Genomic DNA, 19,139 nt, shown 5'->3' with positions numbered 1-19,139 from the left:
GCGGGCCATAGTGATGTCATGGGCAGCAGTGATCAGATGGCCGATCAGCGATCCGTCGCCGACACACTTCGCCCGTTGCTTCGTGCCGCGTTCGGGCCGGAACCCGGTGTCGCGTTCGAGTTCTGGGACGGCAGTTCGATCCGGCCGGTCGGCACGTCCCACGGCACTGTGCGGGTGCGGTCCAAGGAGGCGATCAGCCATTTGGTCTGGGCGCCCGGCCAATTGGGGCTGGGTCGTGCCTTCGTCTCCGGCGCAGCGGATCTCGACGGCGATATCTTCGCGATTATGCGCGCGCTGCGGTCCTCCGCGCCGCGTACGCCGGGCGCGGGCATCGGTCTCGGGGCCGGGGCGGTCTACCAGGCGATCGGCGCGGCCCGTCGGCTCGGCGCGCTGGGCCGCCCACCGGAACCGCCTCCGGAGGAGATGCGCACCCGGTTCGGCGGGCGGCACTCCCGCCGCCGGGACGCCGCCGCGATCAGCCATCACTACGACGTGGGCAACGACTTCTACCGCCTGGTGCTGGGGCCGAGTATGACGTACTCGTGCGCGCGATTCGCCGGTGCGGGAGAACAGCCCGACGAGGCCATGTCCCTGGCCGACGCCCAGCGCGCCAAGCACGATCTGGTCTGCCGCAAGCTCGGCCTGGACGCGACACCCGGAACGCGCCTGCTGGACGTGGGATGCGGCTGGGGTTCGATGGCCATCCACGCGGCCGCGACCTACGACGCGCGCGTGGTCGGGGTGACGCTGAGCCACGAACAAGCCGAACTCGCGCGCAAACGCGTTGCCGCCGAAGGGCTTTGCGAACTGGTCGAGATCCGGCTCGCGGACTACCGGGATCTGCGCGGCGAGCGCTTCGACGCGATCTCCTCGATCGGCATGTTCGAGCACGTCGGCTCCGAGCGCGCCGCGGAGTACTTCACCACGATGCACGCGCTGTTGCGGCCGCAGGGCCGCCTGCTCAATCACGCCATCTCCGCGGTCGGCGGTTCGGTGATGACGGGCCGGTCCTTCGTCGGGCGGTACGTGTTCCCGGACGGTGAGCTGATCGATGTCGGCCAAGTCGTGCTCGCCATGGAACGCGCCGGATTCGAAGTCCGCGACGTGGAGGGTCTGCGCGAGCACTACGCGCTGACCCTGCGACGCTGGGTCGCCGCGCTGGAACATGATTGGGGCCGTGCGGTCGAACTCGCCGGGGAGGGCCGCGCCCGGATCTGGCGGCTGTACATGGCGGCCTCGGCCCTCGGCTTCGAGGACGGCACGCTGGGGCTGCACCAGGTGCTGGGCGTGGTGCCCGGCAGCGGGGGCGATTCGGGCATGCCCGCCACCCGCCGCGCCTGGGGCTGAACGGGGTGTTCGGGTGGCGAACCGCGCCGACGCTGCGGTCCGTCGGTACCCGTGGCGCCGGTGCGCCGGTGTGCCCATACTCTAGTGGTGAAGCCCTCCAAGATCTCCGGTAGCCCGGCATCGGATTCGCTGCCCGATCCGTTGCCGCGCCAACAGTTGCCGACCGGGAGTTTCCGGTTCTGGTTCGGCGACCAGCGCTGGGAATGGTCTCCGGAGATCTATCAGATGCACGGGTATGCGCCCGGCGAGGTCGAGCCGACCACCGAGTTGCTGCTGGCGCACAAGCACCCGGAGGACCGCGAGCACGTCGCCGAGGCCATCGCCCGCTCTGTCGAGCAAGGCGTACCGTTCTCGAGCCGGCACCGGTTCATCGACACCCACGGCACCGAACACTCGGTCATGGTCGTCGCCGACCGCATCACCGACACCCAGGGCCACCCCATCGGAACGAGCGGGTTCTATATCGACCTGTCCGACACGCTGGCCGAAGCGGAACACGACGTCCTGAGTCAGCGGCTACCCGAGATCGTCGAATCCCGCGCGGTGATCGAACGCGCCAAGGGCCTGCTCATGCGCATGTATCAGATCAACGAGGGCCAAGCGTTCCAGGTCCTGAGATGGCGTTCCCAGGAAACCAACGTCAAACTGCGGGCGCTGGCCGAACAGCTCCTCGCTGAACTGCCCACCCTGACCCCGCCCGATCCCGCCATCGTGACCGAATTCGACCACACCCTGCTCACCGTCCACGAACGCATACCTCCCGACTGAGCAACCGCGCTCGATTTGACCAACGTCGGTGAACGACACCGAGTCCCGGCGGTGAACGGCGGAATCAGGGGGCCGTGCTGACCGGCCAATCGTTACGCAGCCCCAGCCAGCCGCCGATCATGCTCAACGCGGTCAGCAACGCCTGCATACCGTCCCAGCCGCCGGCCACGGCCACCGGCCGGTCGTCGACCCGGAACGGGCACAACGCCAACTCACCGTCCGGCGGCCGGAACGGCCGACCGATGACAATCGAATACCGTTGTCCCGCATAGGTAATCGTCCGCTCGGCTACCGGCTCCTGGACGTCCTCGGGCCGGATCGGCGGGCCACCGGCATCGGCGACCGGTTTCGGGAAGCCGAGCTGAGCGTCCGCAGCGAACCGGGCCCGGCCGACGTCGTGGTTGGCGAGCGCGAGCCGTTCACCGATCTCGATGAGCGCGTGATACAACGCCGCGAGTCCGTCGCTGCCGCGGCATACCCCTGTGCGGTCACCGATCCGGAATGCGCACTCGGCGCCACCACGGACGACCGCCGCCTTGCCCACCTCGATGGCCACGACCTGACCGTCCTCGGCGACCAGCCGGGAGGCGATCACTGGGCCACCGCCGACGCTCACATGCACCTCCACGAACTCCCCCGACGCGACACCACGCCGCACCCCTGGTTAACCCGCCCGGCCGGATTTCAAACCACCAACTCGAATCTGCTCCTCGGACCCACCCCGCCAACGCAATCCGGACGACAGTTCCCGGGGCCGGGGCAACAGCGGCCGGACCAGGCCACGAGTCACCCGACCGGTTCAGGGACGGGTCTGTTGTGCGCGGTCGGCGCTGACGTTGCGGGCGAACCAGCGCGCCTTCGGCCTGCTCGATCACAGCCGTGGTCTCGACCGGTTCCGGCAGAACATCCTCGGAGCGCCTCGTTGCGGCAGTCGTCCGCAACGGCAGACAGATCGACGTGTAGCCCTGTGTCCGGGTCACCGCGCCGCGCGGTCCGTCGGGTCGCGTCGTGGCACTCCGGCCGCATATCCGGCCAGCTGATTTCTTCGAATTATCTCTGGACGAGTCTTGCCGCCTCCTATGGAGAGTGCTAGAACAAAGTTGAGGCAAATGGCTGAGATTACTTGAGGTTGTCTGATCGAGAATGGAGGGAAGCAGGAGGTGGCGACCATGCTTTTGCGTACCGATCCGTTCCGTGATTTGGATCGTTTGACGCAGCAGCTGTTCGGTACACCGGCGCGGCCGGTGGTGGTGCCGATGGACGCCTGGCGCGAGGGCGATGAGTTCTTCGTGGAACTGGATCTGCCCGGTATCGACCCGGACTCGCTCGATGTGGATATCGAACGCAACGTGGTGACGGTGCGCGCGCAGCGTCCGGAGTTGGATACGCAGCGCTCGATGATCGCCGCGGAGCGCACCCGCGGGGTGTTCAGCCGACAGTTGTTCCTGGGTGAGGAGCTGGACATCGACGCGATCCGCGCCGATTACCGCGATGGTGTGCTGCGGCTGGTGATCCCGGTCTCCGAGCAGGCCAAACCGCGCAGGATCGAGATCGCCCATCGCGACGAGCGTCAAGCCATCAACGCCTGAGCCGAGTGACAGCACGCGAAGTGCTTGTACGCGTGGCCTCCCTGACCTGTTGCGGAGTTGTCCCATCGAGATCGAGGGGTTCGGCACCCGGTCGCGGGGCACCGGCTGGACGCGAGGACGGCCGATCGGCCGATCCTGCGGTAATGGCACCCAATGGTTCAGTGAGAGCGAGGTGATGCCTGTCGACGATAATCGAAGACCACGCGAAATATCCTCGCGCAGAAATGTTCTGGCGACGATCGAGACGGCGGGACCGATGCCGGCGGATTCGAATTCAGCGCTCGTCAGGCCGGACCGGGTGTCCGGCGCAGGGCATGGCCACTGTGCGTGGTAGTACCAGGCCGGTGACGGCTCGCCGCCCTGTCGCTGAGTTTCGGCGAGGCGCGTGGTCACTTCCATCGACGGGTGGGCCCGGTCGACGCAGGACTTGCGGGCTCACCCGGCCCCTTTTACCCGAACCGACCACACGATGGACCGTTGAAGGAGGCCTGGAAGGAGGAACCGCCGTGACCGGCATCAAGGACATCTTCCCCACTGGCAGCGACGTGGACCGCGCTGAGCAGAACGCTCTGATCTACGACAGCGACCGCGAGGCCGGCCTGGATGCCGACCGCGTGCATCCGCTCGCCGAACAGATCCGCGCCGCGTTCGAGCGCGCCGAGATTACCGACCGTATCGACCAGGCCTGGATCACGCCTTTGGACTGCGACGACGACTACGACGACGGGCCTCACCCGCTGACCCCGTGACGCGCCTGGCCGGCCGGAACCCCGCCTCGACCGGCTGATGGTGAGTGTTCGGTCGAACCCGTGACAGTTTGCGCCGGACTGTATCCGGGCAGCTGGAACCACCGAACGCTGGTGAGGAGCACACTGGGGATATGGGTGCTGTCGGGGACGACGCGCTGCAGGGTGAGCTGATCCGGCAGGTCGCCGCGAGGGTCGATGCCCTGGTGTCGCAGGCCGAGCGTGAACGCGCCCGCCGCAGCGGCGCGGATGCCGAATGGCTCGAGGACCTCCTCGCCGAGTTGCGCCCCCTGGCTCAGCAGACACACGATCTGGAGCTGATCGGAACGATCCATGACACGGTCGTGCGAAACGATTCCGGGCAGTGGCCGGGGCAGGACTTGGCGGCCATCACGGGCGCGGACCTCGCCAGGCTGCGCAGAGTGCTGGACTCGCTCACCGCGGCAGGGCTGGCGTGGCCTGACGAGACCGGCAGCTGACCATAGTTCTTGCACTCACCTCATGTGAGTGCTAAAAAAGATCTGAGTCAGATGACAGAGGTTATCTGATCACCGTCGACAGAGAATGGAGTGTTGGAGGTGGCGACCATGCTGATGCGCACCGACCCGTTCCGGGATCTGGATCGTTTGACGCAGCAGGTGTTCGGTACGTCGGCGCGGCCGGCGGTCATGCCGATGGACGCCTGGCGTGAGGGGGACGAATTCGTCGCCGAACTCGACTTGCCGGGGATCGACCCGGATTCGCTGGATCTGGATATCGAGCGCAATGTGGTGACGGTGCGGGCTTCGCGTGCGCAGTTGGATCCGGATCGGTCGATGATCGCCGCGGAGCGCACCCGTGGGGTGTTCAGCCGTCAGTTGTTCCTGGGGGAGAATCTGGATACCGATGCGATTCGCGCGGAGTACCGTGATGGGGTGCTGCGCTTGGTGATTCCGGTCGCGGAGAAGGCCAAGCCCCGCAAGATCGAGATCAGCCGCCACGACGACCGTCAGGCCGTCAACGCCTGACCCGCGGCAGCACAGGTGATCCTGTGATGATGGCTGAGACGGTATGCACCACTGGTTACGCGATGCCCGAGGCCGCGGACGAGCCGTCGTGGCCCGATGCCCGGCTGCTTGCTTTGGATCCGGACCTCGAGGAGTTGTTCGCCGAGATCGACGAGGTCCTGTGCCAGGCCTGGGACCGGTGGCGGTCTCCGACTCGACGCGAATATCGGTCGCGTCCGCGCCGGCAGTGGCGATGGCGCCCTGCCTCGCGTCCCGGGTGCCGGCCCGGCCCTGTGCAGGCTCGGGAGCGCGGCCCGCCCGAAGGGTGAAGTCCGGCTCGATGCGGAACTCGACGACGAGCGAGAGCGAGGTGATGCCTGGTCAGAAGACATCGACGACAACGCAGATCACACGAACGTTTTCCTGCACAACAGTTCTCGCGACCAGCGGTCGGCGGCCCGAGCCCAGCGCCTGCACGCCGCACCAGCGCCCGACGCCCCTCGGTCCGGCGCGTGCGCGGCCACTGTGGTGGCATCAGCGCCGCAGGGCACGGTTCGCCGCCCGCGCGGGAACGTCGCGGACCACCAGCCTGGATGCCACTGCGCTGCAGCCACCGGCCGAAACGGTGTGCGCCGCGGTCGATTCCGCCGACCTCACCGACCGTATGGATCAAGCCCGGATCACCCCCATTGGACCTCGATGATGACTACGACCGCAGCCTCGCCGACCGACCATCACATCCCCGCCGAGCCCGCCCGCACCGCCACCGCGTGCTGTGACCCGCACACCAGCGGCGGGCAAGAACTACCGCGCTGGCAGCACGGCCACGTCGCCTGGTTCGACACCGAGAAGGGTTTCGGGTTCCTGACTCCCGATACCGGTCCCGTAGTATTCGTCGACTACCAGGTGATCGACGTTCCAGGATTCAAGACCCTCGCCGCCGGGCAACCGGTGGTATTCACCGCAACCGACACCGGCCGCGGCCCCGAAGCCACCTGCGTCGTGCCGTACATCCGCGCCAGCACCTCGACTCCACCGCAGCCCTGCGACCGCCGCGCTCGCGTACGGGCCGGGCAGAAGCGGCCGCATCGGTCTCGCAGCCGCCCGCACGCTGCCTGAGCGGGCACCACCGGACGATCCCCACCACCCTCCCCCGTAGAGCCACCATGACATCCACACACCCGCCCCGGAACGCCTCCAACCACTCCGCCGCCAATGCGGCCGCACGCCGGATAACCACGGCTGCAACCGATCCCGGTGACATATTCGTACACCGGCACGCCTCGCACCGCCCGCGCCCATGGTGGGACACGATCATGCCACCCGCCATGCCCACCGACCCGGCCGCGCCGAGGTCCCCCGACCCCCGTCACCCCCGGGCCCGCAATCCCTACCCACGGCGCGCCCGACCGGCCCGGAGCGCCACCCGCTGCTGACCGGGCCGCGCACATCGGCAAGCGCCCCGGATCCGGTGTCGCCTCCGTTACCCTCCGGCTCGTGAGGGGCCCCGAGCTGCTCGGTCGGCGTCGGCTCGGAATCGGACTCTCGAGGCAGCCGCGCCGCCCGCGCCTTCAACTCGGCCCGGGTGCTTCTTCGGTGCGGCCGCGAATGACTCCTTGCGGCCCTGTCGGACCGCACTCGGAGCCCTTGCGAGAAAGTGGGACAACCTCACTCGGCTGACCTGGACGAGACGGTGCCGGCGGGTATGATCGGCGGCACTTTCGATCCCTGTCACAGCGAGGTGATGTCGTGTCCGTTCGAGGAACCGTGCTGGTAGCGGCGCTTACATGCGCCGTGCCGATACTCGGTGCGGCACAGGGCCACAGCGCCCCCGCGTCCGGTTCGAACGGAGGTTGCGCGCACGGCGGCGTGATGACGGGCCGGATGATTCCCGGCACCGGCAGCGCCGGCCAGAGTATTCAGCGCGAGGTCACGCTGAGCGACTGCGCCAGCCCGCTGCTACCCGGAATCCGCGGCGGAGTATTCGCGGTGAACATCCCGTGGAACGTCACCACCGCATCCACCGCGGCCCGGTTCACCTGGTCCGACGGGCGCGTCAGCGCCGCAACCGGTTACGGCAACGGGGTGTGGCTCATCACCGCGGGCCCGGCGAGCGGGCACGCCATCCAACTCGACGTCGCCGACACCTGGAACGGGTGGTATCTCAGCGCCGCGGACGTGATGGTCGCCGACGCTCGGTTCGTGTCCTGAATTCACCGGTGCCGCAAGGACTTCCGCTTCTTCAGGCGGTCCCGAGAGCACGCCGGGCAGCGGTTTGCGGCACCGCGCCGTGGTAGAAGTACCGGCCCAGGCCGATGGTGAAGATCAGGATTCCGTACAGCGAATGCTCCACCGACGCGGTGAACAGCGACCGGCTGCGCAGATAGCGCGTCGCGAACAGCCAGCCGCCCACGCCGCTGGCGGCGACGGAGAACCAGTTGCCGAAAATGATATGCACGTACCCGAATGCCGCCGCACTCGCGGCGACCAGGCCCGGCCCCTCGCCGAAGACCGGTGCGTACCGGTGGAACAGGAACGACCGGAACACCAGTTCCTGCGGATAGACGCTCAGTGCCGGATACAGCACCATCACCGCGAGCCACAACCAGGGATTGCGCCGCGGCAGATCGAACAGATCCTCCCGCCGCAGCACGGTGGTCGCCGCGGTGAGGGCCAGGGCGTTCGCGCCCGCCGAAACCGCCATCGAACGCGCCTGTTCGCCGAATGCGTCGCTGCGCCACAACGACGTTCGATCGAAACCAGGGGAGCGTCGCAGGTAGATCGTCGCGCCGGCGGCCAGCGCGAGCAGTGCCGGAATCGGCGGCTTGCCGCGCAGCAGTGCGTTGTAGGCGGTGGTGCCGCCGAAGAACAACGCCGCGTACTCGGCGGCCAGATACACCCGCCGCCATCGTCGAATTCTCATGCGCACACCGTCATTTCGCGAAGTTCGTCGCTCGCGGCCAGCTCACCGGAAGCAACTCGGGGCGTTTGGCGCCGAGCCGGTTGCCCGAGGAGACGCCACGGATGCGGCGGCCCACCCAGGGGATGAGATGCCTTGTGGCCCAGCGTAGTTCCTCACCGAGTACAGCCGGCCGACGCGGATTCGGATCCAGTGGCAGCGCGGTGCGCCAGGTGCCGTCCGCGCCGGGGAGCCCGAGCCCGTCGGCGACCGCGCGGCTGACCAGTTCGTGGCCGAGCGGGTTCAGATGCAAGCGGTCATCGGTCCACACCCGCCGGTCGGTGGTGGCGGGCACGGGTTCGAAATCGATCACGGTGACTCGATGCCGCGCCGCGACGGCGCGCAGCGCGACGTTCATCTCCCGCACGCGCCCGGACAGTGGCCGCACCAGCGGGGCGACCGCGCCGATATCGGGGAAGGTGAAGGTGACCACCTGGGCGCCGATGGCGGCGAACGCCGCGAACATGCTCTCGATCTCGGCGAGCACGGCGTCGCGGTCGAACCGCGGCCGCAGCAGATCGTTCATCCCGGCGACCACGGACACCAGATCGGGCTTCATCGCCAGTGCCGGAGTGAGCTGCTCCGCCCTGATCTGGCCCGCGCACCGGCCGCGAACGGCCAGGTTGGCGTAGTCGAGGCTCGGGTACAGCCGGGCGAGCACCTGTGCGAGGCGGTCCGCCCAGCCCAGTAGTCCGCCGCTGCCGTCGGGATCGCCGACCCCCTCGGTCTGCGAATCGCCGAGCGCGACGTAGCGGGTGAACTGCGGTGTTCGAGAGGGACTCGACCTGGTCATGCTCGGCCTCCGGGATCGGTGCGACGCGCGGGGCTCGGCGTCGAGCGATCCGGGTGTTCAGGGACGGGAACATTCAATAGATACACCAACGGCCGGTACCTGTCCCGCTGGTTGGTCGGCTGTTCACTCAGCCCAGGACGAAGGGTAGCCTTCCGGCCATCTCGCCCAGAGCGGTGTGTTCGCTGTCACTGGGTGCGCGACGTCCGGTGCCGATCAACAGCGCGTCCCGATCCGACAGCACGGGCGGGAACGTCGCCCCGGTGATCTGCTCGAGCATCCGGCGTGCGTGGGCCAGCAGGTCGGCCGGTGGCTCGGGCTCGCCCGGCAGCTGCGCGACCAGATCCAGGTGGTGCAGGGTCCACTCCAGCACGTAGGCGTCGAGATAGTCGGCGGTGGTGAGCACCTCGCCGCGGGTGGCGACGCACCGGTCCGGATCGGCGAGTCCGGCCGCCCGGCCGGCGGCCGAGCAGACATCGTCGAAATGGAGTTTGAGCAGTTGCGGCTCCCGGTACGCCGCGGCCAGCCGGACGATCAGCGCATCGAGCGGATGGTCCCCGGTGGGCGTGCGGGTGTCGATGTCCCAGTAGGTCAGAGCCGTGCGCGTGGGTGCGCCCTCGGCGGGCGTGACCAGTGTGATCAGAATGTCCTGAGCGCCGATGAGCAAGTGGCACACCAGATCTCGCACCAGCCATCCGGTACATCCGGACGGCAGTGCGAAATCCTCGTCGTGCAGTTCTGCGACGGTGGCGCGCAGGGCCGCCCACGATCGTGAGAAGAGATCATCCACGGCCGCAAGCTAGCAGTGCGGCGCGTGCGGTGTGAGGCGTTTGCGGACCCGGCGAACCGGAGATTTCGGGCCGGGGGCGCCGAGTGCACGTGCTACCTCTAGCCGATCACCATGGCGGTGAGGATCAGGGACCATGCGGCGATCGGAAGCAGGAATCCGAGCGCCGCGGGGCGCTGGAACAGCGGTTTGCCCGGATCCAGCGGGCGGCCCGGCATACCCGGAATCGGCGGCGCGAGCTTGGCGATGCTGTTGTAGGCGATCAGATTGATCAGCATCGTCAGCGGATTGATGAACATCGACATCGGACCCCAGCAGCCCAGCCAGACGTTCTCCAGTGTCATCCGCCGGTAGGTGGCCAGTCCGCAGTCGCGGCAGAACGGTCCGGACATCCGAAGGAACTGCATGAAGACGATGAAGCCGCGATGTCCGCGGATATCCACCGCCGCAGCCGGAGTCGCGCCGCAGTGCCGGCAGTACAGCGCCGGTTGCTGCTGCGGCGCCCAGGACTGGTGTTGTGCGGGAACACCTTGCAGCGCACCAGGATTCGTCATCCGATCACCCCTACCCTCGCGCCCGGCGACTCGCCGTGCGCGATCCGAGAATTCGATTCGAAACAAGCTGGGCGCGAATGCTACCCGGTGCGGTCACCGGGTCGCCAACGGTATTTCCCGCTACTGGACGAGCAGCCGGCTGATCGGCGATAGCCATTGTGGCGCGGGATGTTTCGCCACCGCGCCCGGCGGGATCGAGCGGCGATCGGCGATGATCAACCGGATCGGCGTCTCGCTGAGGGCGGCGGTCAGCCCGGTCGAATCGGCTGCCGGTCCCGGACGTGTCGATCGCGCCGGAGTCGATCCGCCGTATCTCAGCGTGGTCCGATGAGCGCGATCGCGGTTTCCACCGCTACGTCGACTATCTCGGAGATGTCGCCACCCGATTCGACGGTGGAGGCGATGAGTTCACGGTAGCCGCCGTAGAGGATCGTCGCCATCGCCCGCGAGGGCGGATGCAGTTCGGCGGATTGGAATTGCGGTGTGGCGGTGAGGTTTCGGATCAGCGCGACGAACGCCTCACCGGTCGCGCGATGTAGTTCGCGGGCATCGTCGCCGAGGGCGGGGATATCGCGAATCCAGGCCAGGGTGATGGACGGGTCGTGCTGAGAGGCGGCGATCCACGCCTCGATCGCCTGCCGGACCTGCGTGCGCCAGGGAGCCGACGGGTCGACGGCGGCGTAGATCTGCCGGATCGTATCGCTGTTGCGTTCGGCCAGCAGTTCGATGAAACAGTCCTGTTTACTGCTGAAATGCTCGTAGAAGGTCCGGCGTGAGGTACGGGCCTCGCGGACCACGTCGGCGACGGTGGCCTCCCGGTAGCCGTGCCTGCGCACCGTTTCGGCCATACCGTCCAGCAGGCGCCGCCGGAATCCGGGCTCTCCCGCGGCGGCGGGGCTGGAGGCGGGCTCGGCGGGGGTCACCGTACCGAGCGTAGTGTTTGCCCGCGCCGTCCCGCGCGACCGGTGCTCAGGCAGTGGCCTCGGCCTGCGCGACGGTGGTGACCGGCGTTCCGACGGCGCGGCGGTGCACCACCGCGCGGCCCTTGCGGCCGGGAGCCAGTGCCACGCCGCGGAAGTGCGGGCGCTCATCGGGCGCGTCGGTGGTCTCGAGCGTGAAATCCCGCAGCAGCGTGCGCAATACGACGTTCATCTCCAACGTCGCGAAGGCCGCCCCGATGCAGCGGCGCGTGCCGCCGCCGAACGGAATCCAGCTGAAGGTGCCCGGCCGTGCGCCGAGGAACCGATCCGGATCGAAGGTGCGCGCCCGGGGGAAGAGGTCCTCGTTGTCGTGCATCAGCCGAATGCTGATCAGCACGTTCTGCCCCTTGGGCAGGGTCCACCGGCCCAATTGCAGTGAGTCGACGCGGATCTGCCGGGCCGTCGCATCGATCACCGGTCGCACCCGCTGTATCTCGAGCAGGGTTGCCTCACGCAGTTCCGAACCGCCCGCATCCACCTCGGAAACCAAGCGGCGCAACACGTCCGGATGGCGGCGCAGCCGCTCGACGGTCCAGGCGAGGGTGGTCGCGGTGGTCTCGTGACCGGCCGTGAGCAGGGTGAGCAACTCGTCGGCGATCTCGCTGCGGGTCATCGCCGTGCCGTCGTCGTAGCGGGATTGGAGCATCATCGCCAGAACGTCGTCGCGGCCGTCGAGTCCCGCCGCTTCGGCGCGATCGATCAGCCGGTCCACGATCCGGTCGTAGCGGCGGCGGTGCACGGCGAACCGTGCCCAGGGACCGAAGCGCCCCAAGAAGTTTCGCGGCACCGGGAATGCGGCCAAGGCCGACCCGAGTAGCACGATCTTGGGCAGTACCCGGCGCAGCTGGTCGAATTCCGCGCCGTCGGCACCGAAGACCGCGCGCAGGATCACGTTGAGGGTGATCCGCATCATCGAGTCCATGGTGGCGAATTCGCGGCCCGAGGGCCAGGTGGCCATCTCCCGGACCGTCTCCTGCTCGATCATCTCCTCGTACACCGCCAGCCGGCGGCCGTGGAACGGCGGGGTGAGCAATTTGCGCTGTTTGCGGTGCTCTTCACCGCTGAGTGAGAACAGCGAGCCGGGTCCGAGGAACTGGCCCAGATTCACGTCGATATTGTCGGCCACTTCCGGACCCGCGGTGAACAGCGCCTTCACCTCGGCCGGATCGGACAGTACGACCATCCGCCCCAGCCGCGGGGTGGTGACGGTGAACGCCGAGCCGTAGCGATCGCGCAGGCGTCGCCAGGCGCGCGTACGTCCGGCCAGGATCTCCAGGATCTGCACGATGCCCGGAGATGTCGGTCCGCCGGGCAGTCTCACTGTGGTCATCCGTGACCCCTCCCACCGTGGTACGTCTGTGTACCAGAAGCACGGTACGCGCCCGTACCGCAATATGGCAAGGATTACGGTGCCGGCTAGCGCCAGAGGCGGCGGCAGGGCAGCGGGCGCAGATCGGGCCGGATCTTGCGATCCACCGTGACGGCCAAACCGCTGCGCACCGCCGCGGAGGCGAATTCGCACGCCTCGGCATATGTTGCCGCGTATTCGAGGACGAGATCGCCTGTGGCGCCGGAATTCTCGAAATACACGATGACCCTGCGGGTCGGTCGGTCACTGCACGCGCAGTTGCCGTCGGCGGGATATGTCGTGCCCGTCATGTGCATGCTCCTTTGCATCGCGCTCCCGAACGACCCGGACGACGGATCCTCGAAGCGACGGCGACGCATTCCACGGTAAATTCGACGGCCCGCGGTGAACAGGTTTCAGCACTCTGTTCTGGCAGGTCACAGCATCCCGTGCTCCGACTTGGTGCACGCTGACATCACGACCGGGGTAACCGGCGTGATCCGCGGGGTATGCGCGGTGCGCGGATGACTCAGCTCGCGGGCGTGGCGCGCTCGCCGTAGACGGTCAGCCAGATGGTGCGGCCGAGGGTGCGGGCCAGGACATCGTCATCGGGCGCGGGGGTGGCGAAAAACGCGTACTGGATGGAGCGTTCGACCATGGCGGTCAGGACGATCGCGGTCGAGGCAGGGTCGATCGAGGCGTCGATGCGGCCGCGTTCCTTCTCCCGGAGCAGCCGGTCGGACACCACGGCGATGAAGCGGGCGATCCGTCCCTGCCAGTACGCCCCGACCTCCCGGTCGTAGGCGGCGACCTCGATCAGGGCCTGCAGCAGGTGTCCGTGCGCGCGAGCGCCGCCGATCATCGCGCGCATCGCCGCGCACACGCCCGGTTCGCCCTCGGAGTGGTCCTGGGACCACCAGCGCTCGGCGGTGCCGAACAAATCGGCGGTGGCGAGTTCGGCCATGCGGATCAGCAGCCTGCTCTTGTCCGGGAAATACCGGTAGAAGGTGGACCGCGCCATATCCGCCTCACCGGCGATGCGCTGGACGGCGATCTCGGTGAAGGCGGTCCCGTCGGACAGCAGCCGGTCGACCGCGGCCAGCACGCGGTGTTCGATGGCCTCCCGATGTCCGTCCCGCTGCCCGCGCGCCCGGGATGTCCGGGTCAGCGAGGGCATCGGCGGTCGATTCCGAGTGGTGCGAACATGCGGCCATTGTGCCGCAGAGATCGGCGGCGATGTCGATTCCGGGCTGCTTGACATCATTGCGCCGACCTCTCATCCTGCTTGATAGGACATAGTGTCCGAACATAGTGTCCCGTATTGCTGGGAGGCGTCGTGGGCGCAGAACAGACCGACGTCGTGATCGTCGGAACCCGTTGTGCCGGAACGGCAGCCGCCATCGCGTTCGCACGCGCCGGCCGCCGGGTGATCGGCCTGGACAGTTCCTCGTTTCCGTCCGATACGCTGTCCACCCATCTGCTGTGGTCCTCCGGGGTGTTCGAACTGCGCCGGCTCGGCGCGCTCGAACGGGTCCGCGCACTGGGCGCGCCGCCGCTGACCACCGGGATGGCGGTGGGCGCCGGTCACACCGTGGCCGCGCCGTTCACCGCGTACGGCGGCATCGATTACTCGATGTGCGTGCGACGCGTGGGATTGGATGCGGCACTGGTGGATACGGCCCGCGCGGCGGGCGCCGAACTGCGCGAGCGGGCCCGGGTCGATGAACTGCTGTGGGAGAACGGGCGCGCCCGCGGCGTGCGGTATCACGATCGCGACGGAACCGCGCACGAGATCCGCGCTCGCCTCGTCGTCGGTGCGGACGGACGGCGCAGCACCGTCGCCGGACTGGTCGGCGCCGCCTCGCCCTATCGGCGCTCGGCCAGCGGACGGGCCTGCTGCTACGGCTACTGGGAAGACGCGCGGGAGCAGGATCGCTCGATCGCCGCGCAGTGGCGAGCCGGGCAGTTGCTGGGCACCGCGTTCCCGTGCGACGACGGCCTGGTGCTGTGTCTGATCCAGCCACCGGCACCGACCGCGCCGCGCGGCGTCGGCCGCGCCGAACGGTCCTATCGCGAAATGATCGCCGAAATACCCGGTCTGGCAACACGATTGGCTGGATGCACGCTGCGCGGGCGAGTGCGCTCGGCGGTGGACATCGCCTCGTATTTCCGGCGATCCTCCGGGCCCGGCTGGGCGCTGCCCGGCGACGCCGGTCACTTCAAGGATCCGGTGACCGCGCAGGGTATTCGCGACGCCCTGCGGTACGGCAGACTGCTCGGCGAATCCACCGCCGCCGTACTCGACGATCCGGTCGCGCTGGACCGGCGGCTGGCCGAGTGGGAGCTGCGCCGCGAGACGGACTGCCTGGAGATCTACCAGTACACCAATCGTCTGGCCCGCGGCACCGCGATGAACCCGCTGGAGATCGAGCTGTATCGGGCGGCCGCGGGCGACCCGGCGCTGGCCGTCGCGGTCATGGAGACGATCTCGCGGGTGCGCGCCCCGCGTCACATGATCGATCCGGGCCGCAAACTCCTGCTCGCCGCCGGAGCCCTGCGGCACACCGGCGATCGGCAGGCCGCGCTCGGCGCCATCGCCCTGGAGGCCCGCGATACGCTCATCGAGCGGTGCGAGCGCAGCCGCGCACATTACGCGGGCCTACCCCCGCTGACTGGTACGCCAGCGAAACCTGTTCTTGCTCGGACATATTCGTAGGCCGAGTCGACCGAGTCCGTCTCGGGCATGCTGCCGCCGGAGACTAGCGACCCTGGACGCCGGGAGAACTGCACCGGCACCGTCATCCACCGCGGCTCGGCCGGTCGGATACCAGCGCTCGGGTGTGTCATCGGCGTTGGTGAACTGGACGGGTCGATCCGGCCGGGACGACGACGCGGCCGAGAGGTGGGTGAGCGATTCCACGGTGCACCCGGCACCTTTTCGGCGGCGCGCTCCTTCGGCAGTCCGAATTCGATGCGCAGCTCGCTGATCAGGTCCGCTGTGGGGCACAAACCGCGCCTCGCACGACCTGCGCTCGGATGCGACTGTGCTGGGATGGCGGCCGGGGGTGCGTCCGGTGACCGAGGGTGGTAGGTGGCTGCGGCACTGCCTGCCGGGTCGTCCCCTGGGGGCGGCCCGGCGGCGGCCGGACACCGATGCTGTCGAATCAGTAGGCGATGAAGAGGATCTCGTCGCGGCTGTAGTTGTGATCGGGGTGCTTCTCGGCGAGGTGCGCTTGCGTCTTCTGGACCAGATCGTCCTCGTCCGTGCCGCGGATGTACTCCCCGCACGGGCAGTTGAGTCGTGTCTTCATGGAATCGCTTCCTTTCGCGATGCGGAGCCGACCGTGCGGGACGGCGCCGTCGATCTCAGTGCCGATTCAGTATGCGACGCGCCACATCGTCGATCGACCGGGCCCCGTCGGTCAGGGCCGCGTATCCCTGTGCGGCACTGAGCACTGCGGTCGTGTAGAGGGCCTCGAGGCGTTCGATGGCGGCCGGATCCGCCTCCGGCCCGAGTGCCGCCCGCAGGCGCAGGCGGACCTGAGCTTCGGAGCGCGCGGTGAGTCCCGCGACGTCGGTTGGCTCGGCCTCGGATCGTGAAGTGGAATGCTCCGCCTCGTACAGGTGGCTGTACATGTGTCTGAATACTAGTCCGGGCGGCGGGTGCAGACAACACGGGTGACTGTCGGCCTCGTCACTCGCGCGGCCCGTCACCGCTGCTCGAACAGCGAGCCCAGTTCCGCGATTGACCAGGGCGGTTGCCGGGCGTGATCGCGGTAGCCGATCGCGGTCATCGCCGGCCGGGCGAAGGTGCCGACGAAACCCCCTGCGGCGATGAAGATCTCGCCGGTGACCGCGCGGGCGGCGTCGGAGGCGAGGAACAGGTACAGGGCCGCGGCGTACTCCGGCGGCGGCGCGTCGAGCGAGCCCTGCATGGTGACCTCGTCGAGCAGACCGCGCCGGTGCAGGTCGCGAATGTGCTGCTCGTAGTCCGGGCCGGTCGACAGCCGCGTCTTCGCCCCGGGGCACACGACGTTGACCCGCACCCCGGACTGCTTCAGTTCCGCGGCCATCGCCAGGCTCAGGCTGGTCACCGCACCCTTACCGGCCGGATAGCCGGTGCCGCCGTAATCGCCGAGGTAGGCGAACGATCCGGTGTTGACGATCGAACCGCCGCCGCGCGCGGCCATCTGCGGTGCGGCGGCGCGGCAGGTGTGGAACACCGTGGACAGGTGCGAATCCAGCAGCGTGCGCCAATCCTCGCCGCTCACATCGAGAATCGAGGATCGGCGCGGTTCTGCGATTCCGGCGCAGTTGATCAGGATGTCGATGCCGCCGTAGGTCTCGGCGCAAGTGGCGATCAGAGTTCCGGCGATCTGCTCGTCGGCGGCCGAACCGGCGATGCCCACCGCGCGCCCGCCCGCGCCGATGATGGTCTCGGCGACCTCGCGCACCGACTCCTCGGTGCGCGAGTTCACCACGACGCCCGCGCCGTGCGCGGCGAGCAGTTCGGCGACCGCCCGCCCCACGCCGCTGCCACCGCCTGCGACGACCGCGCCGCGGCCCGCGAGCAGAGATGTATCGGTCATATCCGGCTCCTCACCGTCCCGGCTGCTGTCCCGGGCGAATAGCGTTGCGAGACAAGGATGTAAGGGGCCTCTCGCGCGGCCCGCGAGCACCGAATGCCGGAACCGGCGAACCGGTTCCGGCATCGAACCGGCGAACGTCTCAGGCGGGCGTGGCGACGAGCTTGGTCTCGAGGTACTCCTCGAAACCGGCCACGCCCATCTCCCGGCCGATACCGGACTGCTTGTAACCGCCGAACGGGGCGTCGGCGTTGTACCACTGGCCGCCGTTGACGCCGAGCGTGCCGGTCCGCACCCCCGCCACCGCTCGCTCGACGCGCTCCTGGTCGGTGCCCCAGATCGCCCCCGAGAGGCCGTACGGGGATTCGTTCGCGATGCGCACCGCGTCCTGGTCGCCGTCGTGTGCGATCACCACCAGTACCGGACCGAAGATCTCCTCCTGCGCGACGGTGGCGGAGTTGTCCAGTCCGGCGATGACGGTCGGCTCGATGAAGAAACCGCGGTCGCGATCCGCCGGCCGCCCGCCGCCGGTCGCGAAGCGCCCTCCCTCGCGCAGCGCACTGTCCAGATAGCCCTGTACCCGCTCGCGCTGACGCGCGGAAATCAATGGGCCACAGATGGTTCCGGGGTTGGCCGGATCACCCGCGCCCAGCCCGGCCATGGCCTTGGCCGCGGCGGCGACCGCATCGTCGTAGGACGCTCGCGGCACCACCAGTCTGGTGGTCAGGGCGCAGCCCTGGCCCGCGTGCACGGCGACCGAGAAGGCGGTGAAGCTCGCCGCGCCCGCGATATCGGCATCGTCGAGGACGATCGAGGCGGATTTGCCGCCCAGTTCGAGGAAGGTGCGCTTGAGCGTCGCCGCCGCCCCGGCCATCACCGCGCGCCCGGTAGCGGTGGATCCGGTGAACGTGATCATGTCCACCCGCGGGTCTTCCACGAGCCTCGCGCCGAGCGAATGATCCTGCGAGGTGACGATATTGAGCACACCGGCCGGAATGTCGGTGTGCTCGACGACCAGCTTGCCGAGCACCGCGGCGCACCACGGCGTATCGGGCGCGGGCTTGAGGACGACGGTATTGCCCGCGGCCAGGGCCGGGCCGATCTTGGCGAGGTTGATCTGGTGCGGGAAGTTCCACGGCGTGATCGCCCCGACGACGCCCACCGCCTCACGCCGGATGGTCCGGCGGCTGGAGATGCCCATCGTCTCGCCGATGCCGAGATCCGTTGTCCAGCTGTAGTTTTCGGCCAGATCTGCGGCGAAGGACAGATCGCCGACCGGACCTTCGAGCTGGGGGCCGCTGGTGAGCATGACCGGCGCGCCGACCTCGGCGACGGTGATCTCGCGCAGTTCGTCGATATGGGCCCGCATCGCGTCGCGCAGCTGGCGGACGCAGTGGGCGCGGAAGGCGTGATCGCGGGACCAGTCGGTATCGTCGAACGCTGCCCGGGCCGCGGCGATGGCCGCATCCATATCCTCGGGCGAGGCGTCGGCGGCGTGGCCGAGTACCTCTTCGGTGGCGGGATTGATCGTCGCGAAGACGCCCGACCCGCCGGGGACCAGTTTGCCGCCGATCAGCAGGGGAGTGCCGTCCGCTGGGACGAGACCGTTCATCTGTCATCTCCGATGCATGTCTGGACAGGTGTTCGGAATATAATTCGGTTTACCGACCGGATGCAAGGAGCGCCCGGAAACCCCCAC

23 protein-coding genes are annotated in these 19,139 nt (G+C 68.5%); 10 read left to right on the top strand and 13 right to left on the bottom strand.

Annotated features, from left to right (window positions below):
* Window positions 1-18 precede the first annotated feature (18 nt).
* Window positions 19-1,347 (top strand): class I SAM-dependent methyltransferase, encoded by a 1,329-nt coding sequence (locus tag AC5WS7_RS08660; RefSeq protein ID WP_495953889.1) that lies wholly within the window; start codon window positions 19-21, stop codon window positions 1,345-1,347.
* Between the two features lie 84 nt (window positions 1,348-1,431).
* Window positions 1,432-2,115 (top strand): PAS and ANTAR domain-containing protein, encoded by a 684-nt coding sequence (locus AC5WS7_RS08655; RefSeq protein WP_495953888.1) that lies wholly within the window; start codon window positions 1,432-1,434, stop codon window positions 2,113-2,115.
* 64 nt (window positions 2,116-2,179) lie between these two features.
* Here the strand turns inward: AC5WS7_RS08655 and AC5WS7_RS08650 are convergent, their stop codons facing one another.
* Window positions 2,180-2,731, bottom strand: a complete 552-nt coding sequence (locus AC5WS7_RS08650) for a hypothetical protein (protein WP_495953887.1) — start codon at window positions 2,729-2,731, stop codon at window positions 2,180-2,182.
* Between the two features lie 553 nt (window positions 2,732-3,284).
* On the opposite strand from AC5WS7_RS08650, the gene AC5WS7_RS08645 reads away from it, so the two are divergent.
* The 7 genes from AC5WS7_RS08645 to AC5WS7_RS08615 all read left to right on the top strand — a co-directional run bounded on the left by AC5WS7_RS08645 (window position 3,285) and on the right by AC5WS7_RS08615 (window position 7,647).
* The gene (locus AC5WS7_RS08645; protein ID WP_495953886.1) at window positions 3,285-3,704 is read left to right on the top strand and encodes an Hsp20/alpha crystallin family protein; all 420 of its coding nucleotides are present in this window, start codon (window positions 3,285-3,287) and stop codon (window positions 3,702-3,704) included.
* 506 nt (window positions 3,705-4,210) lie between these two features.
* A complete protein-coding gene (locus AC5WS7_RS08640; protein ID WP_495953885.1) occupies window positions 4,211-4,453 on the top strand; it encodes an Rv3202a family protein in 243 nt (80 codons plus the stop codon).
* A gap of 131 nt (window positions 4,454-4,584) precedes the next feature.
* Window positions 4,585-4,929 carry a hypothetical protein gene (locus tag AC5WS7_RS08635; protein ID WP_495953884.1) on the top strand — a complete coding sequence of 115 codons (345 nt, stop codon included), beginning with the start codon at window positions 4,585-4,587 and terminating at the stop codon, window positions 4,927-4,929.
* A 93-nt stretch (window positions 4,930-5,022) separates the two neighbouring features.
* On the top strand, window positions 5,023-5,457 hold the full coding sequence (locus tag AC5WS7_RS08630) for an Hsp20/alpha crystallin family protein (RefSeq protein ID WP_495953883.1): 435 nt from the start codon (window positions 5,023-5,025) through the stop codon (window positions 5,455-5,457).
* A 29-nt stretch (window positions 5,458-5,486) separates the two neighbouring features.
* Window positions 5,487-5,765, top strand: coding sequence for a hypothetical protein (locus tag AC5WS7_RS08625; protein ID WP_495953882.1), 279 nt, complete (start codon window positions 5,487-5,489; stop codon window positions 5,763-5,765).
* A gap of 373 nt (window positions 5,766-6,138) precedes the next feature.
* Window positions 6,139-6,555, top strand: a complete 417-nt coding sequence (locus tag AC5WS7_RS08620; protein WP_495953881.1) for a cold shock domain-containing protein — start codon at window positions 6,139-6,141, stop codon at window positions 6,553-6,555.
* 630 nt (window positions 6,556-7,185) lie between these two features.
* Window positions 7,186-7,647 (top strand): hypothetical protein, encoded by a 462-nt coding sequence (locus AC5WS7_RS08615; RefSeq protein WP_495953880.1) that lies wholly within the window; start codon window positions 7,186-7,188, stop codon window positions 7,645-7,647.
* Between the two features lie 31 nt (window positions 7,648-7,678).
* Here AC5WS7_RS08615 and AC5WS7_RS08610 read toward each other — a convergent pair whose 3' ends face one another.
* The 8 genes from AC5WS7_RS08610 to AC5WS7_RS08575 form a co-directional block, all read right to left on the bottom strand.
* Window positions 7,679-8,359 (bottom strand): CPBP family intramembrane glutamic endopeptidase, encoded by a 681-nt coding sequence (locus tag AC5WS7_RS08610; RefSeq protein WP_495953879.1) that lies wholly within the window; start codon window positions 8,357-8,359, stop codon window positions 7,679-7,681.
* 10 nt (window positions 8,360-8,369) lie between these two features.
* Window positions 8,370-9,188, bottom strand: a complete 819-nt coding sequence (locus AC5WS7_RS08605) for an SGNH/GDSL hydrolase family protein (RefSeq protein WP_495953878.1) — start codon at window positions 9,186-9,188, stop codon at window positions 8,370-8,372.
* A gap of 127 nt (window positions 9,189-9,315) precedes the next feature.
* Window positions 9,316-9,975, bottom strand: coding sequence for a maleylpyruvate isomerase N-terminal domain-containing protein (locus tag AC5WS7_RS08600; protein WP_495953877.1), 660 nt, complete (start codon window positions 9,973-9,975; stop codon window positions 9,316-9,318).
* 98 nt (window positions 9,976-10,073) lie between these two features.
* Entirely contained in the window at window positions 10,074-10,526 is a 453-nt protein-coding gene (locus AC5WS7_RS08595) for a hypothetical protein (protein WP_495953876.1), read from the bottom strand.
* A 314-nt stretch (window positions 10,527-10,840) separates the two neighbouring features.
* Entirely contained in the window at window positions 10,841-11,449 is a 609-nt protein-coding gene (locus AC5WS7_RS08590) for a TetR/AcrR family transcriptional regulator (protein ID WP_495953875.1), read from the bottom strand.
* 46 nt (window positions 11,450-11,495) lie between these two features.
* Window positions 11,496-12,836 (bottom strand): cytochrome P450, encoded by a 1,341-nt coding sequence (locus AC5WS7_RS08585; protein ID WP_495953874.1) that lies wholly within the window; start codon window positions 12,834-12,836, stop codon window positions 11,496-11,498.
* Window positions 12,837-12,922: 86 nt separating this feature from the next.
* Window positions 12,923-13,165 (bottom strand): hypothetical protein, encoded by a 243-nt coding sequence (locus AC5WS7_RS08580; RefSeq protein WP_495953873.1) that lies wholly within the window; start codon window positions 13,163-13,165, stop codon window positions 12,923-12,925.
* A 218-nt stretch (window positions 13,166-13,383) separates the two neighbouring features.
* Window positions 13,384-14,031, bottom strand: a complete 648-nt coding sequence (locus tag AC5WS7_RS08575; RefSeq protein WP_495953872.1) for a TetR/AcrR family transcriptional regulator — start codon at window positions 14,029-14,031, stop codon at window positions 13,384-13,386.
* A 159-nt stretch (window positions 14,032-14,190) separates the two neighbouring features.
* On the opposite strand from AC5WS7_RS08575, the gene AC5WS7_RS08570 reads away from it, so the two are divergent.
* Window positions 14,191-15,570: an NAD(P)/FAD-dependent oxidoreductase gene (locus AC5WS7_RS08570; RefSeq protein WP_495953871.1), complete on the top strand. Its 1,380-nt coding sequence runs from the start codon at window positions 14,191-14,193 to the stop codon at window positions 15,568-15,570.
* A 448-nt stretch (window positions 15,571-16,018) separates the two neighbouring features.
* On the opposite strand, the gene AC5WS7_RS08565 is transcribed toward AC5WS7_RS08570, so the two are convergent.
* From AC5WS7_RS08565 to AC5WS7_RS08550, 4 genes are all read right to left on the bottom strand, one after another.
* Entirely contained in the window at window positions 16,019-16,165 is a 147-nt protein-coding gene (locus AC5WS7_RS08565) for a DUF1059 domain-containing protein (protein WP_495953870.1), read from the bottom strand.
* A gap of 55 nt (window positions 16,166-16,220) precedes the next feature.
* Window positions 16,221-16,490 carry a hypothetical protein gene (locus AC5WS7_RS08560; RefSeq protein WP_495953869.1) on the bottom strand — a complete coding sequence of 90 codons (270 nt, stop codon included), beginning with the start codon at window positions 16,488-16,490 and terminating at the stop codon, window positions 16,221-16,223.
* Window positions 16,491-16,564: 74 nt separating this feature from the next.
* Complete coding sequence (locus AC5WS7_RS08555) at window positions 16,565-17,443, bottom strand: SDR family NAD(P)-dependent oxidoreductase (RefSeq protein WP_495953868.1); 879 nt, start codon at window positions 17,441-17,443, stop codon at window positions 16,565-16,567.
* A gap of 139 nt (window positions 17,444-17,582) precedes the next feature.
* Window positions 17,583-19,052, bottom strand: coding sequence for an aldehyde dehydrogenase (locus tag AC5WS7_RS08550; protein WP_495953867.1), 1,470 nt, complete (start codon window positions 19,050-19,052; stop codon window positions 17,583-17,585).
* Window positions 19,053-19,139 lie beyond the last annotated feature (87 nt).

It is taken from the genome of Nocardia sp. PLKS1-43 (assembly GCF_059510335.1).
Note: the sequence above shows the minus strand (reverse complement) of the source record. Positions and strands in the feature narration are given on the sequence as shown.

What these genes read in the sequence shown, in the direction of transcription:
- AC5WS7_RS08595 (WP_495953876.1), bottom strand. Translation starts at nt 10,526, where the DNA reads ATGACGAATCCTGGTGCGCTGCAAGGTGTTCCCGCACAACACCAGTCC.
- AC5WS7_RS08605 (WP_495953878.1), bottom strand. Translation starts at nt 9,188, where the DNA reads ATGACCAGGTCGAGTCCCTCTCGAACACCGCAGTTCACCCGCTACGTC.
- AC5WS7_RS08575 (WP_495953872.1), bottom strand. Translation starts at nt 14,031, where the DNA reads ATGCCCTCGCTGACCCGGACATCCCGGGCGCGCGGGCAGCGGGACGGA.
- AC5WS7_RS08565 (WP_495953870.1), bottom strand. Translation starts at nt 16,165, where the DNA reads ATGAAGACACGACTCAACTGCCCGTGCGGGGAGTACATCCGCGGCACG.
- AC5WS7_RS08625 (WP_495953882.1), top strand. Translation starts at nt 5,487, where the DNA reads ATGGCTGAGACGGTATGCACCACTGGTTACGCGATGCCCGAGGCCGCG.
- AC5WS7_RS08560 (WP_495953869.1), bottom strand. Translation starts at nt 16,490, where the DNA reads ATGTACAGCCACCTGTACGAGGCGGAGCATTCCACTTCACGATCCGAG.
- AC5WS7_RS08635 (WP_495953884.1), top strand. Translation starts at nt 4,585, where the DNA reads ATGGGTGCTGTCGGGGACGACGCGCTGCAGGGTGAGCTGATCCGGCAG.
- AC5WS7_RS08550 (WP_495953867.1), bottom strand. Translation starts at nt 19,052, where the DNA reads ATGAACGGTCTCGTCCCAGCGGACGGCACTCCCCTGCTGATCGGCGGC.
- AC5WS7_RS08555 (WP_495953868.1), bottom strand. Translation starts at nt 17,443, where the DNA reads ATGACCGATACATCTCTGCTCGCGGGCCGCGGCGCGGTCGTCGCAGGC.
- AC5WS7_RS08585 (WP_495953874.1), bottom strand. Translation starts at nt 12,836, where the DNA reads ATGACCACAGTGAGACTGCCCGGCGGACCGACATCTCCGGGCATCGTG.
- AC5WS7_RS08620 (WP_495953881.1), top strand. Translation starts at nt 6,139, where the DNA reads ATGACTACGACCGCAGCCTCGCCGACCGACCATCACATCCCCGCCGAG.
- AC5WS7_RS08645 (WP_495953886.1), top strand. Translation starts at nt 3,285, where the DNA reads ATGCTTTTGCGTACCGATCCGTTCCGTGATTTGGATCGTTTGACGCAG.
- AC5WS7_RS08610 (WP_495953879.1), bottom strand. Translation starts at nt 8,359, where the DNA reads ATGAGAATTCGACGATGGCGGCGGGTGTATCTGGCCGCCGAGTACGCG.
- AC5WS7_RS08660 (WP_495953889.1), top strand. Translation starts at nt 19, where the DNA reads ATGGGCAGCAGTGATCAGATGGCCGATCAGCGATCCGTCGCCGACACA.
- AC5WS7_RS08580 (WP_495953873.1), bottom strand. Translation starts at nt 13,165, where the DNA reads ATGACGGGCACGACATATCCCGCCGACGGCAACTGCGCGTGCAGTGAC.